This window comes from Methylocucumis oryzae (assembly GCF_000963695.1).
GTDB lineage: Bacteria > Pseudomonadota > Gammaproteobacteria > Methylococcales > Methylomonadaceae > Methylovulum > Methylovulum oryzae.
This window is the reverse complement of record NZ_LAJX01000121.1, coordinates 1-15,978: the sequence shown is the minus strand read 5'-3', so window position 1 is coordinate 15,978 and position 15,978 is coordinate 1. Positions and strand designations below refer to the sequence as shown.

Below are 15,978 nucleotides of genomic sequence, written 5' to 3'. Positions count from 1 at the left end.
ATAGCGCCAGGGATGGCGTGTAGTAGGGCAACGCAGGAGCAATTGCCGAGGACGCCGTATATACATCCCTGTAGGCTTGGTGGCAGCATCCCTGCTGCCAACACCTGCACCCTGAATACCCTGCCCCACCTTACGTTGGTAGCTAAAAGAATTGTTTGTAACTCAACAGTGAGGTTGTTATGAAAAAGCTGATTTTATCGTTATGCGTATGGATGGGTGTTGCAACTATGCCAGCAGTGGCGTCGGCTGGTGGCTGGCATTACCACGGACACCATCATCCACCGGTTAAAGAGGTGGTTAAATATTACCCAAGACCGTATCGGGAAGTCATTCGTTATTATCCAAGACCTAGACCTGTGGTGACGTATGTACCTAGGCCAAGAGTATATTATGCTCCACCACCGCCACCGGTTTATTATGGTAGACCACAGTACAACGGTTACGCACCCCCTGGCACAGCAGGTTTAGCCGGTGGCGTTATCGGCGGTGTTGTCGGTTATGGTTTAGGTAATGGCGATCCATTAGCGACTGGAATTGGTGCTGCGGCAGGTGCCTATTTTGGTAATGAAATAGGGCGCTAAGTTTAATTATAGGTTGCTAGTATTAGTTTGATTGGTCGTCACAGGGAAGTGGCGACACTTGTAGTAAAGCTAAGGTCTTTTCAGGCATATTGGGACGGTCTGAATGCTCTAATCGTAAGCAAGCATCGTCATGCACAGCCGTCATAAAGTGTATTAGACGTAGCTCGCATTCGACTTTTTTCTTCCGGTGTTTGTGCTTCCCATAAGGTGTTTAACAGCTGTTTGGCATGATGATGAATCGTGAATGTCAATGCACTAGGCAAGTGCGCATAATGGGTTTGAATAGACATTTTTAATTGATCTAACGCTGATAAATAGTGTTGGTAGTCTTTAATATCTTGTTTGCATTTGGTTTTATGCATGAATAATTCCGCGTCATGTTGTTGTTTTAGCAACGCGAGTTCATGTTTTAACTGGGCATTTCTTTTTTTTTAGCTCTGCGCTTAACGCGTGTTCGGCTAAAATCCGGTCTTGTTTTAATTGCACTCTCTGTGGCTGGCGACTAAGTTGCCAGTGTAAGTGCTGGTCTTTTAGTGCATAAATCCAATCGATAACAGCGCGAGTTGAATCCTGTAAAATACTCATAGTTGTTTGTGTTTGGCGGTAATTTGTTGATGTAACGATAATAAGCCTATATCATCTAAGCGCTTTTGGTGATGCTTAATTTGCTGCTGCCAGAGTTGCCGCTCTTGTCGGCTCAGTTTAGGTTGTATGGTGTTTAATTCTTTATGTAATTGTCGCGCTAACTCGTTTATCTGTTTTTTATTATGCCGCGTCAGTAGGCGCTGCATTTTTAATTGATGAAAGTAATTGATTTGAGTTTTTTTTTAACTGCACTAAACGCGTTAAAGCTTCTTGCCGGTTTACTTGAAATAACCATTGTCGTTTGGTTTCTGCTGTAGGCAGAAAAAAAGTCTCTACTGTGATGCACTATTTTGACGATAACCGCGTAAATACTCAGTGCAATGAGTAGCATAAAAGCGGCTAAAAAAATCAGTAAGCCTATTCTCATCAATATTTCAGCACTGACGGGGTTCAGTCTTGTTAAGCTATAAGCCGAAATTAAAATAAGACTGGCAATCGCAGTGAATCCTAAACAAAGCCTTATAAGTATTCGAGTCATCGACGGTTATCTATTGTGTTTATTAGGTTAGCAACTGGTTTCCTACTGCATTAGCAGGTGCTATGCGTTATAATCGGGCGCTTGTTTGGTAAAGCTTAAATCATGGCTCAATTTTTTGAAATACATCCGAAAAATCCACAACCGCGTTTAATTCATCGTGCGGTCGAAATTATCCGCCAAGGCGGTGTGATTGCCTATCCCACTGATGCTTCTTATGCGTTGGCGTGTCATATTGGTGACAAACAAGCGTTAGACAGGATTAAGCGCATCCGTCAACTCGATGACAAGCATAATTTTACGTTGGTTTGTAAAGATTTAACGCAAGTTTCGACGTTCACTAAAATAGGCAACGACGCGTTTCGTTTAATTAAGGCGTTAACACCTGGACCTTTTACGTTTATTTTAGACGCAACTAAAGAAGTGCCGCGCCGGTTACAACATCCTAAGAAGAAAACCATAGGTATTCGCATACCCGACCATCCGGTTACGCTGGCTTTATTACGTGAGCTAGATGAAGCGTTGTTTAGCACTACGTTAATCTTACCCGGCGCCGATATGGGCTTATGCGATCCTTATGATATTCGTGAGCAATTAGAGCACGAATTAGATTTAGTGATAGATGCCGGTGTTATTGAGTCTGAAGCAACGACGATTATTGAGTTTACCGCTTCGGGTCCAGAAATTGTGCGTCAAGGCAAAGGTATTGCGAGCATGTTAAGCTCATAGGAGAACATGATGAATGATTTAACCTTAGTGCAGCGTATTGTTGTATGGATTTTGCCGGTTGTGTTTGCGATTACTGTGCATGAAGTTGCTCATGGTTGGACGGCTAGAAAATTCGGCGATAATACCGCTTATATGTTAGGGCGGTTAACGTTAAATCCGCTTAAACATATTGATTTATTTGGTACGATTTTATTGCCCGGCATGTTGTTATTAACCGGTACTGGATTTATTTTTGGTTGGGCCAAACCCGTACCCGTTGATGCACGTAATTTTAAGAAGCCGTTACACGATATGGCATTCGTGGCTGCAGCGGGACCTGTATCAAATTTATTAATGGCGTTAGGATGGGCGTTATTAGCTAGACTTGGCGTGGTTATTGGTGTAGAAGCGATTTCGACACCGTTAATTTACACAGGTATTGCCGGCATTTCGATTAACCTCGTGTTAGCGTTGATTAATTTATTGCCGATTCCGCCCTTAGATGGCAGCCGTATGTTAACCGGCTTATTACCGCCACGCTTAGCATGGCAATACAATCGCTTAGAGCCCTATGGCTTTTATATCTTATTGGCGATGCTGTATTTTAGAGTGTTAAACGTGTTGTTAGAAAAGCCCATGTATATTTGTCAAAATCTGTTTTTTTCTATTGCTGGTTTATAGTGATTGATACACGTGAAGAGGCGCCTGTTGTTGCTAAAGTGAATGGCGCACCGGTACATCAACTTCCTGAAGATTTGTATATTCCACCCGATGCTTTAGAAGTCTTTTTGGAGTTGTTTGAAGGGCCGTTAGATTTACTGTTATATTTAATTAAGAAGCAAAACTTAGATATTGTTAATATTCCGATTGCCCATATCACTGAGCAATATATGGAATATATCCATTTAATGGGGCAATTGAATATTGAGTTAGCGGCCGAATATTTAGTCATGGCGGCCTTATTAGCAGAAATTAAATCGCGCTTGTTATTGCCTAGACAGCCAGAGCTTGATGCAGATGAAGAAGACCCGAGAGTATTACTCATCCAGCGTTTACAAGAGTACGAGACGATTAAGCTAGCAGCGGAGCAAATAGAGCAGTTGCCTAGGTTAGAGCGCGATTGTTTTAGCGTCAGCGTTGATTTAGAAGCCTTAACCGTGCAAAAAATTCTACCCGATGTACCGTTACAAGAATTGATATTAGCGTTTCAAGATGTGTTGAAACGCGCCGAACACTTAAGTCATCACCAAATTACTAAAGAAGTATTATCCGTCCGTGAACGAATGGCAACCATTTTGGCAAAACTTAAAGGAGAAGATAGTCTCCTTTTCCCGCAATTATTTCACCGAAAAGAAGGCCGACAAGGAGCCGTCGTCGCCTTCTTGGCCATCCTCGAACTCTGTAAAGAGCGACTTATCGAAATCAGCCAACCCGAACCCTTTGCCGGTATCCGAATCCGAGCCGCCGATAGCCAGCGAGCCGGTTAAAAAAACCAGTAAACGCAGCCGTGCAATAGAGCTAGAGACCGATAAACCTAAGGTAAAAATTGCTAAGCTTGCGCCTGTTGACTATCCGCTAAAACGCTACCATCGATTTCGCGCACGCCTGGGGCGAATTACGTTTAAACCCGTGTTGATGACATGTGTGGAGACTAGCGATGACTTAACGCCTAAACACGTTGAGGCAGAACAGACAAGAGGGGATGCGGCGATGACTAGAGAAATCATCGGTATTAAAGACGTATTAGAAGCGATTTTATTTGCCGCTCAAAAACCTTTGTCGATTAAACAATTACAACAGATTTTAGGTGAAGAACAGGCAGCTGGCCGTGATGACATAGAAACAGCATTAGCAGCAATTATTGCAGACTATCAATATAAACCATTAGAATTAAAGTTAGTCGCTAGTGGTTACCGTTTTCAAGTGCGCAGTGAGTTCTCGCCTTGGGTTGGGCGTTTATTCGAGGAAAAGCCGACTAAATATTCTAGGGCATTATTAGAAACCTTAGCGATTATTGCTTATCGGCAACCGGTTACGCGTGGTGATATTGAGGATATTCGTGGCGTGAGTGTGAGTTCTGCCATTATCCAAACCTTGTTAGAACGCGAATGGATAAAAAGTCATAGGTCATAAAGAAGTGCCGGGGAGACCGGCATTATTAGGCACCACCCGACAATTTTTAGACTATTTTAATCTTAAGAGTTTAGACGAATTACCGGCCTTGCTGCCATTCGATAAAAAACTCGATTTCACTATTTAAGCGAAGTATACGTTGTGACAAATAAACAAAAACCGATAGTGCAGAAAAAACGCACTGCGAAAAAACCAAGGCTTACGACCGATGCTAAGCCAGCACCTAAACCGGCTCATGAAGTTAAAGCGGATGATGGTGCCGGTGAGCGTATTCAAAAAAAAAGTGCTGGCGCGCGGAGGCCTTGCTTCCCGGCGTGAAATAGAGCGCTGGCTGGCTGAAGGGCGTATCCGAGTTAATGGTCAACTTGCCGTGCCAGGTCTTAGGTTAAAAGCGGGGGATTTTTTACAAGTTAACGAGCGTGTCGTACATTGGGAAAAAATTTACCCAACAGAAAAACGCGCGTATTGTTGTATCACAAACCGATAGGCGAGGTGGTGACGCGTCGCGACCCAGAAGGTCGGCCTACGGTGTTTGTCCGTTTTCCTGAGTTGCTAACAGGCCGTTGGCTGACCGTTGGTCGATTAGACATTAATACGTCAGGCCTATTATTAGTCACGAATAATGGCGAATTAGCCAATCGCTTAATGCATCCTTCATCCGATGTGGAGCGAGAGTATGCGGTGCGCATTTTGGGCAATGTGTCCGATGCCTTGTTAGCGCGTTTAACGGCAGGCGTAGAATTAGACGATGGTTTTGCTAAATTTAATGAAATTCATTTTAGCGGTGGTGAAGGGGCGAACAAATGGTATTACGTTACTGTTAGCGAAGGACGTAATCGCTTAGTGCGTAGGCTTTGGGAGTCACAACAAGTGGTTGTGAGTCGTCTTATGCGGGTACGCTATGGGCCTGTGGTGTTACCCGAATATTTAAAATCCGGTTCGTATTATGAGTTATCCGATAAAGAACTCGACCTTGTATTTGAGTTTGCCGGTATGAAACCAGCTAATGCAGATGCATCATCGGCGAGTGCTAATGTCAAAGAGCAAAATAAAAAGTCCTAAGAAAAAAGTCGCCTCATGTATGAGTGTTTAACGTGTCGTAAACCGAAAGAGTGTTTATGTTATCAAATCAGCAAATAGAACATGCAATGGAACGGCTGATGTATGCGAGCCGTTGGATTTTAGCGCCGATATACTTAGGTATGAGTTTGATTATATCGGCACTGCTAATGGGCGTGTTGGATAAATTGACTAAGCATTAGCTCATGCATTTACAATTATTTTCCACGGTTGGCTGTCATTTATGCGAGCAAGCTCAAGAGCTTGTGCGGGAATGCAGTATTGTCACATTAGAAATTTTAGATATTTTTGACCACCCGGATTGGCAAACGCGTTATGGCGTGCGCATTCCGGTATTAGTCGAACCTAAAACTCAGGCCGAACTTGCTTGGCCGTTTACCTTATCTGAATTAACCACATTTATTGAGAGAATGTCATGATTGAATACCGCTTGGAACGAGATAGCATGGGCGAGCTAAAAGTCCCGGTCACGGCTTGTTATGGTGCGCAAACACAGCGTGCGGTTGAGAACTTTCCGATTAGCGGTTTAACGATGCCGGTTGCGTTTATTAACACGGTAGCGCTCATTAAAAAAACCGCAGCTGGGGTCAATAAGCAATTAGAACTATTACCTGTTGATATTGCCGATGCGATTATTGCTGCAGCCGAGCAAGTCATAGCAGGCCAGCATCCGCAGCAATTTCCTGTTGACGTATTTCAAACCGGTTCAGGCACTAGCACTAATATGAATGTCAATGAAGTGTTAGCCTATTTGGCTTCATCGAGTTTGGGTAAACCCGTGAGTGCTAATGACCATGTCAACATGGGGCAGAGCAGTAATGATGTGATTCCTACTGCGATACATGTTAGCGCGGCCTTAGAATGCCATAACAGCTTATTGCCTAAGCTTAACCACTTAGCGGCGACTATTGAAGACAAAGCATTAAGCTTGGCTAATTTTACTAAAACAGGACGCACGCATTTAATGGATGCAATGCCGGTGCGTTTCGACCAAGAATTAGGGGCTTGGGCGTTACAAATTAGAAACGGTATTGCCCGCTTACAAGCCAGCTTGCCAAGAGTCTATAAACTTGCGCAAGGGGGTACGGCGGTCGGTACGGGAGTTAATGCTGATCCGCGTTTTGCCGTATGTTTTAGCGAAACCTTAAGTGCTGCTACTGGTTTGCCGTTTAAGCCGAATGACTCATTGTTTGAGAGCTTAAGCTGTCAAGATGCGATAGTCGAGTTATCCGGGCAATTGAAAGTCATCGCGGTGAGTTTAATGAAAATTGCCAACGATTTACGCTGGATGAATAGCGGCCCGTTAGCGGGATTAGCTGAAATTGAATTACCCAGCTTACAACCTGGCAGCAGTATTATGCCCGGTAAAGTCAATCCAGTGATTCCAGAAGCGACAGCGATGGTCGCGGCGCAAGTGATAGGTAACGATACGACGATTACCCTCGCTGGACAATCGGGTAGTTTTCAGCTTAACGTGATGTTGCCCGTGCTTGCCTATAACATCCTGCAAAGCATTGAATTATTGGCTAACGTCAGCGTGTTATTAGCCGATAAAGCCATAGCAGGTTTTCAAGTGCAGCAAGCCAGCATTGACCAAGCTTTAGCTAAAAATCCTATTTTAGTGACAGCGTTAAACCCTATTATTGGTTATGCCAAAGCCGCTGAAATTGCCAAAGCCGCGTATAAGCAAAAACGTCCTATTATCGACGTTGCCGCCGAGATGACTGAGTTAAGCCATGATGAATTGAGAAAGTTATTAGACCCTGTGCAATTGACGCAAGGTGGGATTCAGGCTTAGGTGTTTAACCCTTAACAAGTTGGGCGAACGGCAATGCCGTTAAATAGTATGCATATCAGTATTAGCAATCTTGGCGCATTACAAACCGCAAAACTTTCATTAGGCGACCTGACGATTATTTGTGGCAGCAATAATACCGGTAAAACCTATGCGACTTATGCGCTGTATGGTTTTTTGTCAAGTTGGAATGATAACTTAACGTTTGCGATTTCTCCCGAAGCGCTTAAGAAGCTCTTGGCGGAGGGGATTACACATATCGACGTGCGAGATTATGCTAAGAATACTGCAACTGTGTTAAAAAATGGCTGCGAGGTGTATACCCAGCATTTACCTGTTATTTTTGCTGCATCAGAAGAGCGTTTTAAAGAGAGTGTGTTTGCTATTACAGTCGATGCCGATGATTTCCGATTAGAAAATCGTTACGAACGACGGATTAAAGCAGGAAAAGCTGATTGGCTTTATCTAACAAAAGAGCCTGGTAGCACAGATTTAATTGTGACGCTATTAGCAGAAAATAAAGCCAAACTGCCAACGGAATATATCGAGAAAGTGATTGATGAGGCGTTGAAAGATATTATTTTTGGCGTCATTTTTCCTAAGCCGTTCATCGCCAGCGCAGAGCGCACGGGGGCCGCTATTTTTCGCAAAGAACTAAATTTTGCCAGAAATCGTTTATTAGAGGAAATGGGACAAGCTGATAAAACGATTGATCCTTGGGAGCTTTTCTTTAAATCTTATCAAGACTATGCGTTACCTGTTAAAGCCAACGTGGATTTTACCCGACAGCTTGAAAGCTTGGCGATGAAAACTAGTGCTATTGCCGAACAACATGCTGATATATTAGCTGATTTTACCGATATTATTGGTGGTGAATATCTAGTCACCAAGAATGACGAGTTATATTACAAACCTAAGGGTAAAACTGCTAAATTGACGATGGATGAAAGCTCTAGCGCGGTGCGTTCGTTGTTAGATATAGGGTTTTATTTAAAACATTTGGCTAAACCAGGTGATTTACTTATGGTAGATGAGCCAGAGTTAAATTTACATCCCGAGAATCAACGTCGGGTAGCCCGGTTGTTTGCGCGTTTAATTAACCTCGGTATCAAAGTGTTTATCACTACACACAGTGATTATATTATTAAAGAACTCAATACCTTGATTATGTTAAACCAAAATCTGCCACGTCTTAAACAGATTGCCGAGCGGGAAGGTTATAAGTCAGAAGAGTTGATTTCTGCCGAAAAAGTTAAAGTTTATATTGCCGAATTAGCGTATGTGAAACCCAATGGTCATAGTAAAAAAGTTCGCCGTCAAACGCTAACCTTAGCTGATATAGATCCCATATTAGGTATCGAGGCGCGTAGTTTTGACAAGACTATTGATGCGATGAACAGAATTCAGGAAGAGATTGTTTGGGGCGATGAATGACGCCAGTGATAAAAGTTTTGGATGAGATGCTGGTGCATCATGCCAAACAAACGATTGAATCGGTAAACGGTAAAAATAAAGTAACGTTGACAGAAGGTAAGCAAACCGTATCTATTTATGGTTTGCCCGATGATGCGATGGTTTCAAGGCCGATGCGTTTAAATCGCCTAATGACTTTTTAACGGCGCTAAGGGTGAGTGCAAACGCGCTGATTTTGTTATTATTGCTGATTCTGGTAAGAAAAAAGTCGTTATTTGTATAGAAATGAAGGAAAGCAAAGATTCTCGCAAAGAAATTGCCCAACAATTAGCTGGCGCGCAATGTCTAGTGCACTATTGTCAGGAAATTGGCAAAGTGTTTTGGCAACAGCCGGATTTTTTAGAGGGTTATGCTTATCGTTTCGTCAGTCTAGGACATATTAAGCTTGCTAAGCGAAAAACTAGGATGAGTCGAGTAACTGATGTACACGACCACCCCGACAAGATGCTGAAAATTGATTGGCCGCATTATTTGCAATTTAATCAATTAGCAGGGACAAGCCCATGACGTGTTCATGCTATACCACGCCCAGTTTGAGAACCGTAGTTTGTATCCGGTCGTCATCTCGGCAGGGATTGCCGAGAACACAGGGATGTGCTTGAAGAATGCAATCCCTGGCACTGGATTCCGGCAATCCCTGCCAGAATGACGGGTAGGCATAACTATAGGTTTCTTATTGGATGCGGTTTAAGTGACATTGAATCCTCTATTTTCTAATACACTCCAGCACCGTTGTCGTACAAACCGCGCCACCTTGACCGTTATTTTCTTGTTGCCAGCTAGAAAAGCCCGTATTAAACGACTCAGGATAGACATCGCCAGTGGTTAACGGTTTGGTGACGCTAGCTGATAAGGCTTGTTCATTAATGGCCAAATGGTTGGCTAAATGTTGAATTTTCCAAGCCGGGTCTTTAATACCGCGTCCAATCACTTCGATATGATAAATACCGCTGGTTTTAGCGTCTGCAAGATTATGGATAATCACCCAACGTTTTAGCTTAGCGGTGTCGGGTAATGCCCAAATACCTAGCGCATGGTCTTGTAGTGTGGGTTGGGCATCACTGAAGTTAGAGTAGATATACATTAAGATTAGCAGTATTTTTTTCATATTGTTTTAGGGGTTAGCTATGCGTTGCAGATTATTAGCGGTTTCCGTGTTAATGAGCATGAGCTCATTTTATGCCCAGGCCGAAGATTTAGAGTTTGTCGAATTGCAAACCAATTTAGGTACGATTGTGGTTGAGCTTGATTATACTCATGCCCCGATTAGCTCGAATAATTTTATTACCTATGTCAATAGTGGCTTTTATAAGAATACGTTGATTCATCGGGTAGTCAAAGGTTTTGTCGTACAAGGCGGTGGGTTTAATAAAGCCGATGGCAAGCAGAAAACCACTAATAGCCCTATTGTTAATGAATCGACAAATGGCTTAAGCAATGTAACTGGGACGATTGCCATGGCGCGCACGTCTGACCCTAATTCTGCCACATCGCAGTTTTTCATTAATTTAGTCGATAATACCGGCTTAGATTATGTGAGTCCTAGCAGTCCAGGTTATGCGGTATTCGGTAAAGTTATTGACGGCATGGGCGTTGTTAAAGCGATTGAAAAACTGGCTAACTACAACTCATTTGCTTATACCTCTAATTCCGATGTCGTGTTTATAGAAAAAACCTTTGCCTCTAGTCAATACGATACCAGTATTTCAAAAACACGCATTACTATCAATGGCTTAGGTAAGGTTGCCAGTCAACCTGCTGGCATTCAATGTGGTAGTCAATGCACTTTGACAAAGCCTGCATCAGGTACGTTAAAACTGACTGCTACACCGAATACCGGATATTTATTTGCCGGTTGGCGTGGCGACTGCGTGGGTTTAAATGCCACCATTACACTGGATTTAAGCAAAGGCAATCATAATTGCACAGCGCAGTTTTCTAAGCCTGTTACTAGTGCGCAATAATTAACGTGACTCTGGTTGTTTGCCGCTAATCAGATAAGCGAACGCAATGACTTCCGCGACGGCTAAATAAAGTTCTCTTGGAATTTCATCGCCTAAAGGGATTTTAGCGAGCATATCGACTAACACGATGTCAGTATGTAGCGGTATGTCATGTTGTTCAGCAATAGCAATAATTTCTTCTGCCGTTTTGCCTTTGCCTTTTGCTGTGACTCTAGGGGCGTTACTACCATCATATTGCAAAGCGACCGCTAAATCCGGTGGGTTAATAACCTGTTTCATACGCGCTCATCAATCAATGGCGTGTCAAGTTTGGGCAATGACGATATCGATGGCGCAACGCCTTCTAAGGCTTGCAAATGACCAGGCTGGAGTCCTGCTTGACTATAACGAGCAGCTAATAAGTCCATATTGTCTTGCAACAATTGGCTTACTTCAGCGTGGTCAGACCAAAAATAAGTGTCAATTTGGTCGCCTATCAAACTAATGCGACTATAAAGCTTGCCTAAACCAGGTGGGTTTAATTCTAATAACACCGACCAATTCACGTTGTTTTCAGCATCAGCTTGACTACTGTCTTTAGTGATTTTAAGTTTTGCGCTTTGGTTTTGCTCATCATCGACAAAAGGCAGTTGTAATTGCCAAACCTGGGCGGTGGTATTGTCCTTAGGCAGCGAAGCTAATTGATCTAATACAATACCTGCTAAAACCCCTTCAGCTTGAGTTAATAAGCGTTTGGCGTCGGTTTCATTGCCAATATTAGCGTTTAATAACGCTGACTCGATAACGTCTGAGGGAGTAGGGTTGACCTGACCTTCTTGACTTAATATCACATCAACGCGATGGGCTTGTTGTAAACCATTAATCAATTTTAATAGTTGCGCCTTAATATCATTAGGGGCGAAAGCATGTTGAGCGGCTAATTGTGCTTCTAAAAATATGCCCGATGTGTTTATGGCTTGTTTAACGCCCTCGGCAGTCATTAAGTCCTGTCTATTGGGTAATGTGCGTTGTAGGTTGGCTAATAAGCTATTCAGGTTATCGCTCTGCGCCAAGTTTAGGGTAGTAGATTGTCTGAGTGCGCTAGAAAAATCGGCAAAAGATTGTTGTTTAGGTAATAATTGTTTAAACGTGTCTGTTAACGTTTGTTGTTCTGGGGTAACCGCTTCAGCATCGGCAGTCGTTAAAATTTTTAATTCGGGTACCGTGCCGGTTTTAATGACTTCTAGTCTTAAGGTTTGGCCTAGCTCTAAAACCGTAGGCGTTTGCGCTCTTAACTCTTGTCCACCGGCTAAGCGCAAAATAAAACTATTTTCGGCTAACTTAGCCGTGACGACGGCATCTAGGGAATAACCGGGTTGTAATTGTGCAATCAGCTTAGATAAATTTCTCGCCGCCAGCGAGGCGAGATGAACAGCGCTAGGGTTTTGGATTTCTAAAGCCATAAAGCCGCCTGTTGCGTGGAGTGTAGGGGTTATTATTAACGAGATTGCCAGGCGGGGGCAATGGTTACCTTTATTTTCACAAGTACTTACCATTGCAAATGAACGATTTTGCAAGCCAAGCTCTAGCACATCAAAAACTGACGGCAACGGGTGGAGTGTCATAATCTGAGGATATTTTGTCAGGATGGCGGAACTCGCCATTAAACAATGACATTACGCCATTGCATTGACTATAATTCCCGCCATCAAACTCTCATTGTAATAACCTAAAATAATAATCTTATGATGCTTAACGAGCGCAAAGTTACCCAAATGGCAGCTTACTTTTTACACAAAAGAGGCGGGCGTATGTCGCATTTAAAGCTGATGAAATTGCTTTATCTGGCCGATAGGGAATCATTACGCTTGTATGGCCTGTCCATGTCGGGTGATTGCATGGTGTCCATGCCGCACGGCCCCGTGCTGTCCATGACCTTAAACCTGATGGATGGCGATGTGGAATCACTCCCCGGTGGCTGGGAAAGTTTTATTTCCGCCAAAGAAAACCACGAACTTGCGCTAAAAACCGAATTACAAGCGGACACACTGGACGAACTCAGCAAAGCCGACACCGACGTGCTGGAAACTATCTGGCAACAATTTGGCAATCTAAGCCGCTGGCAAATCCGCGATTACACCCACCAACACTGCCCCGAATGGGAAGACCCGCACGGCTCATCCAAACCTATCGGTTTTGAAAAGCTATTCCAAGCCCTAGGCCGTAGCAGCGACGAAGCCAAACGCTTAGCCGACCACATTGGCGAACAACACCACATCGACGAATTATTTGCCACGTTATGAGTTTGTTTGTCCCGTTTAAACGGGCAACCTTGCTTATCCCATCAGGGCCTATTCATGACACTGAACGCAAACATCTTTTTGTGTTGCTGACTGACCCCATAGAAAGCCCTGATTATCAAGCAAGCACGTGTTACTGGTCAATATCGCCTCAGTTTCCAAAGGCTTGCCTTATGATGCCACCTGCATCATCCAACCCGCCGAACATCGGTTTATCAAACATGAAAGCTACGTTTTCTATGCCAAGGCGCGGATAGAAGCGGCTAATGCGTTGCTTCGTGGCGTAAAATCAGGCCAACTTACCCCGCATGACTTGATGGATCATGCCCTTATGCAACGGATAGCAGACGGTTTGCAACAATCACCACACACCGCCCCTAAAGTTTTGCGTTTTTACGCTTTAATTGGTTAAAGATTAAAAATAGCCCCCAATGTTGTTCAGCTTAAAAATATGGAGTGAACCCCGTTGAAAAACTGGAAAGAAATAGTCGAGCATAAACTCGAACGACAAAAAAATAATATTGCCCACGTAAATCTTGAAAAAGAAACCGTAACCTATTCTGAAAAAATCAAACATAACCGAGCCTTAAAATCCCTTACTGGTGATGAAGAAGTGGCGAGGGCATTTCTTATTGACCGATTAGTTAATGAGCTTCATTACAAACCGGAAAACCTCGAAACAGAAAAGGAATACACCATAAAAGGAGGCCATAGCAAGATTAGCCCAAGAGTTGATGTGCTTGTTAAGGACGAAGAAGGCAATCCTTTCTTTTTTATTGAAGTTAAAGCCCCTAACAAATTTGAAGCAGACAAATCCGAAATAGAAGGACAGCTTTTTGCATTGGCTCAAACTGAAGAACGAGATTTTAAAACCAAAGTACGTTATTTGGTTTATTACACTGCAGAAATGCCAGAGGATGAAGTCGTAGATAGGGTAATTATTATCGACTTTGACAAATACAAAACCTACACCGATTGGGAAAATGACGGCTTTATATCAATCGGCACGGAATTAACGGCTGGTTACGGAGAACCTAAAAAACAGCCTTTGATTAAAGGTCATGAAAAACACGATTTGAGAGTACGCATAAACCGTGACGAAATAGCCGGACTAGGCCGAAACCTGCACAACGTGCTGTGGGGGGCGGCGGCACGAATGACAGCGAAATATTCTATTCCTTGGTCAATATCATTCTTGCCAAAATCCAAGATGAATATGAGAAAGAAGATGGGCAAGAATACGATTTTCAGGTTTATCAATACGGACACAATGTTGAAAGCCAGCATAAAATCTACGACCGCATAAATGAGCTTTACAAACGGGCTTTAAAACAACAGCTAAATGTTTCTGAACAGCAAAAAATTGATGACGACAATGTTATCAACCGCAATAAATTCCCGCTTAACAAACTGGTTTACACCGTACAAGAACTAGAAAATTTTTTCCTTCCTTGAAGGCCGTAGTTCGCTGGATGGCAAGGATATTTTAGGTGATTTCTTTGAAAGCATTACCCGTGACGGTTTCAAACAAAATAAAGGCCAGTTTTTTACCCCGACACCGATTGTAAACTTCTTACTTTACGCCTTACAGCTGGATAAGCTGGCAATAGAGCGGCTAAACAACGATAGGGAGTTACCGCTAATAGTTGACCCATCGGCGGGTAGCGGCACTTATTTGGTTGAAGCCATGAAGCTCATAACCAAAGAAATCAAATACAAACAGCGCGATAAAATTAAATCCAGCCGTCAGATAAAACAGCGTTTCGAGGAATTATTTATGCCCGATTATGCTGAAAACAAATGGGCAAGAGAATATCTGTACGGTTCAGAAATCAATTTTGATTTAGGAACAGCCTCTAAAGTAAACATGATCCTACATGGTGATGGTTCAACCAACATCTTTGTTAAAGACGGCCTATTACCTTTCCGTTTTTATGTCAAAGAAACCTCACCCAACTATTTAGAAACCGCTAATAAGGAATCGATTTATAACGACAAGGAAGTTAATGGCAAGTTTGATGTTGCCGTTAGCAACCCGCCGTTTAGCGTTGATTTGGACACCCAAACCCAACGGGAAGTAAAAAACGCCTTCCTGTTTGGCGACAAAAAGAACTCAGAAAACCTATTTATAGAACGTTACTACCAACTACTAAAAGAAGGCGGGCGTTTAGGCGTGGTTTTACCCGAAAGCGTTTTTGACACGACGGAAAATAAATACATCCGTTTGTTTTTGTTCAAATATTTCCACATAAAAGCCGTGGTAAGCCTACCACAAATCACTTTTGAACCATTCACTTCAACCAAAACCAGCTTATTGTTTGCCCAAAAGAAAACTAAGGCTCAAGTCGAAAAATGGAACGAGCTTTGGCATACCTATGGCAAAGAATGGGCAAACCTTAAAACGCGCGTCGTTAGATATTACGATTACTTCGTCAATGAAGTGCCGTTAAATAAAAAGCTGGCTTGGGTAAAAGAATTGAGCGAATCCAGCTTAAAAACCCTAATAGAATCGGCTGACAAGGAAGCCGTCGAGAGCATAACCCAAGAAGACATTGAACACATCCAAATCAACATCAAACGTTTTTCTGAAAGATTACATCACACCCGAAGATGACGAACTAGACACCAAAGAGCTATTAAACAAATACGGCGATGAAATTTCAAAACTTTCAAAATACGAAAATGAAACCGCCGTTTTTGGCTTTTACAATGCCTGGTGGGTGTTTGGGGAAGTAGCAAAAACCAGTGAAATAGACTATGCCATTTTTATGGCAGAGCCGAAACGTAGGCTACAAACGCACTAAACGGGGCGAAAATCCAATGCCTAATGATCTTTATGATCTTG

Annotated in this window: 24 protein-coding genes and 1 pseudogene; 18 read left to right on the top strand and 7 right to left on the bottom strand. The window is 42.9% G+C overall.

Translation table 11 applies throughout. The annotated features are described in order from the left end of the window. Positions 1-179: 179 nt before the first annotated feature. Positions 180-581: a glycine zipper 2TM domain-containing protein gene (locus tag VZ94_RS12500; RefSeq protein WP_045779480.1), complete on the top strand. Its 402-nt coding sequence runs from the start codon at positions 180-182 to the stop codon at positions 579-581. A gap of 128 nt (positions 582-709) precedes the next feature. Here the strand turns inward: VZ94_RS12500 and VZ94_RS28995 are convergent, their stop codons facing one another. Genes VZ94_RS28995 through VZ94_RS12485 form a run of 4 tightly spaced genes read right to left on the bottom strand, consistent with a single transcriptional unit; the run spans position 710 to position 1,704 of the window. Continuing rightward, a complete protein-coding gene (locus tag VZ94_RS28995) occupies positions 710-943 on the bottom strand; it encodes a hypothetical protein (RefSeq protein WP_239649899.1) in 234 nt (77 codons plus the stop codon). A gap of 40 nt (positions 944-983) precedes the next feature. Then, positions 984-1,166 (bottom strand): hypothetical protein, encoded by a 183-nt coding sequence (locus tag VZ94_RS28990; protein ID WP_239649898.1) that lies wholly within the window; start codon positions 1,164-1,166, stop codon positions 984-986. Beyond that, positions 1,163-1,372, bottom strand: coding sequence for a hypothetical protein (locus tag VZ94_RS12490; protein WP_045779479.1), 210 nt, complete (start codon positions 1,370-1,372; stop codon positions 1,163-1,165). Before VZ94_RS12490 ends, VZ94_RS28990 begins: the two co-directional genes overlap by 4 nt. Before the next feature lie 2 nt (positions 1,373-1,374). After that, positions 1,375-1,704, bottom strand: coding sequence for a hypothetical protein (locus VZ94_RS12485; RefSeq protein WP_045779478.1), 330 nt, complete (start codon positions 1,702-1,704; stop codon positions 1,375-1,377). 102 nt (positions 1,705-1,806) lie between these two features. On the opposite strand from VZ94_RS12485, the gene VZ94_RS12480 reads away from it, so the two are divergent. From VZ94_RS12480 to VZ94_RS22960, 12 genes and pseudogenes are all read left to right on the top strand, one after another. After that, complete coding sequence (locus tag VZ94_RS12480; protein WP_045779477.1) at positions 1,807-2,430, top strand: L-threonylcarbamoyladenylate synthase; 624 nt, start codon at positions 1,807-1,809, stop codon at positions 2,428-2,430. Between the two features lie 6 nt (positions 2,431-2,436). Further along, complete coding sequence (locus VZ94_RS12475; RefSeq protein ID WP_045779476.1) at positions 2,437-3,090, top strand: site-2 protease family protein; 654 nt, start codon at positions 2,437-2,439, stop codon at positions 3,088-3,090. Then, the gene (locus VZ94_RS12470; protein ID WP_439097735.1) at positions 3,090-3,896 is read left to right on the top strand and encodes a segregation and condensation protein A; all 807 of its coding nucleotides are present in this window, start codon (positions 3,090-3,092) and stop codon (positions 3,894-3,896) included. The genes VZ94_RS12475 and VZ94_RS12470 overlap by 1 nt, the downstream gene beginning before the upstream one ends. 238 nt (positions 3,897-4,134) lie before the next feature. Beyond that, a pseudogene (gene scpB / locus VZ94_RS33270) lies at positions 4,135-4,669 on the top strand (SMC-Scp complex subunit ScpB). Positions 4,670-4,777: 108 nt separating this feature from the next. Next, positions 4,778-5,029 (top strand): S4 domain-containing protein, encoded by a 252-nt coding sequence (locus VZ94_RS27050; RefSeq protein ID WP_204369139.1) that lies wholly within the window; start codon positions 4,778-4,780, stop codon positions 5,027-5,029. Between the two features lie 8 nt (positions 5,030-5,037). After that, entirely contained in the window at positions 5,038-5,604 is a 567-nt protein-coding gene (locus VZ94_RS12460; protein ID WP_239649897.1) for a pseudouridine synthase, read from the top strand. A 56-nt stretch (positions 5,605-5,660) separates the two neighbouring features. After that, positions 5,661-5,804 carry a hypothetical protein gene (locus VZ94_RS25960; RefSeq protein ID WP_157844913.1) on the top strand — a complete coding sequence of 48 codons (144 nt, stop codon included), beginning with the start codon at positions 5,661-5,663 and terminating at the stop codon, positions 5,802-5,804. Between the two features lie 3 nt (positions 5,805-5,807). Further along, positions 5,808-6,041 (top strand): glutaredoxin family protein, encoded by a 234-nt coding sequence (locus tag VZ94_RS12455; protein WP_045779475.1) that lies wholly within the window; start codon positions 5,808-5,810, stop codon positions 6,039-6,041. Beyond that, positions 6,038-7,420, top strand: a complete 1,383-nt coding sequence (locus tag VZ94_RS12450) for a class II fumarate hydratase (RefSeq protein ID WP_045779474.1) — start codon at positions 6,038-6,040, stop codon at positions 7,418-7,420. Before VZ94_RS12455 ends, VZ94_RS12450 begins: the two co-directional genes overlap by 4 nt. A 33-nt stretch (positions 7,421-7,453) precedes the next feature. After that, complete coding sequence (locus VZ94_RS12445) at positions 7,454-8,851, top strand: AAA family ATPase (RefSeq protein ID WP_204369137.1); 1,398 nt, start codon at positions 7,454-7,456, stop codon at positions 8,849-8,851. Next, positions 8,848-9,033, top strand: coding sequence for a hypothetical protein (locus VZ94_RS22965; protein WP_052700490.1), 186 nt, complete (start codon positions 8,848-8,850; stop codon positions 9,031-9,033). The genes VZ94_RS12445 and VZ94_RS22965 overlap by 4 nt, the downstream gene beginning before the upstream one ends. An 82-nt stretch (positions 9,034-9,115) precedes the next feature. Beyond that, positions 9,116-9,397, top strand: coding sequence for a hypothetical protein (locus VZ94_RS22960; RefSeq protein WP_052700489.1), 282 nt, complete (start codon positions 9,116-9,118; stop codon positions 9,395-9,397). 199 nt (positions 9,398-9,596) lie between these two features. Here VZ94_RS22960 and VZ94_RS12435 read toward each other — a convergent pair whose 3' ends face one another. Continuing rightward, positions 9,597-9,998, bottom strand: coding sequence for a DUF5086 family protein (locus VZ94_RS12435; RefSeq protein ID WP_045779473.1), 402 nt, complete (start codon positions 9,996-9,998; stop codon positions 9,597-9,599). A 19-nt stretch (positions 9,999-10,017) separates the two neighbouring features. Between VZ94_RS12435 and VZ94_RS22955 the strand changes: the two genes are divergently transcribed. Continuing rightward, positions 10,018-10,854: a peptidylprolyl isomerase gene (locus VZ94_RS22955; protein WP_052700488.1), complete on the top strand. Its 837-nt coding sequence runs from the start codon at positions 10,018-10,020 to the stop codon at positions 10,852-10,854. On the opposite strand, the gene VZ94_RS12425 is transcribed toward VZ94_RS22955, so the two are convergent. Together VZ94_RS12425 and fliK are read right to left on the bottom strand one after the other, a co-directional pair. Further along, positions 10,855-11,133, bottom strand: a complete 279-nt coding sequence (locus VZ94_RS12425; protein WP_045779472.1) for an EscU/YscU/HrcU family type III secretion system export apparatus switch protein — start codon at positions 11,131-11,133, stop codon at positions 10,855-10,857. Beyond that, on the bottom strand, positions 11,130-12,296 hold the full coding sequence (fliK, locus tag VZ94_RS12420; RefSeq protein ID WP_157844912.1) for a flagellar hook-length control protein FliK: 1,167 nt from the start codon (positions 12,294-12,296) through the stop codon (positions 11,130-11,132). The genes VZ94_RS12425 and fliK overlap by 4 nt, the downstream gene beginning before the upstream one ends. Positions 12,297-12,644: 348 nt before the next feature. Here fliK and VZ94_RS12415 point away from each other — a divergent pair, with 348 nt between their 5' ends. The 4 genes from VZ94_RS12415 (at position 12,645) to VZ94_RS27040 (ending at position 15,747) form a co-directional block, all read left to right on the top strand. Further along, on the top strand, positions 12,645-13,136 hold the full coding sequence (locus VZ94_RS12415) for a Panacea domain-containing protein (protein WP_204369136.1): 492 nt from the start codon (positions 12,645-12,647) through the stop codon (positions 13,134-13,136). A gap of 127 nt (positions 13,137-13,263) precedes the next feature. Beyond that, positions 13,264-13,545, top strand: a complete 282-nt coding sequence (locus VZ94_RS12410) for a hypothetical protein (RefSeq protein ID WP_052700487.1) — start codon at positions 13,264-13,266, stop codon at positions 13,543-13,545. Between the two features lie 54 nt (positions 13,546-13,599). Next, positions 13,600-14,439, top strand: coding sequence for a type I restriction enzyme HsdR N-terminal domain-containing protein (locus tag VZ94_RS27045; protein ID WP_082081613.1), 840 nt, complete (start codon positions 13,600-13,602; stop codon positions 14,437-14,439). A gap of 132 nt (positions 14,440-14,571) precedes the next feature. Next, entirely contained in the window at positions 14,572-15,747 is a 1,176-nt protein-coding gene (locus tag VZ94_RS27040) for an N-6 DNA methylase (protein WP_204369140.1), read from the top strand. Positions 15,748-15,978: the final 231 nt, after the last annotated feature.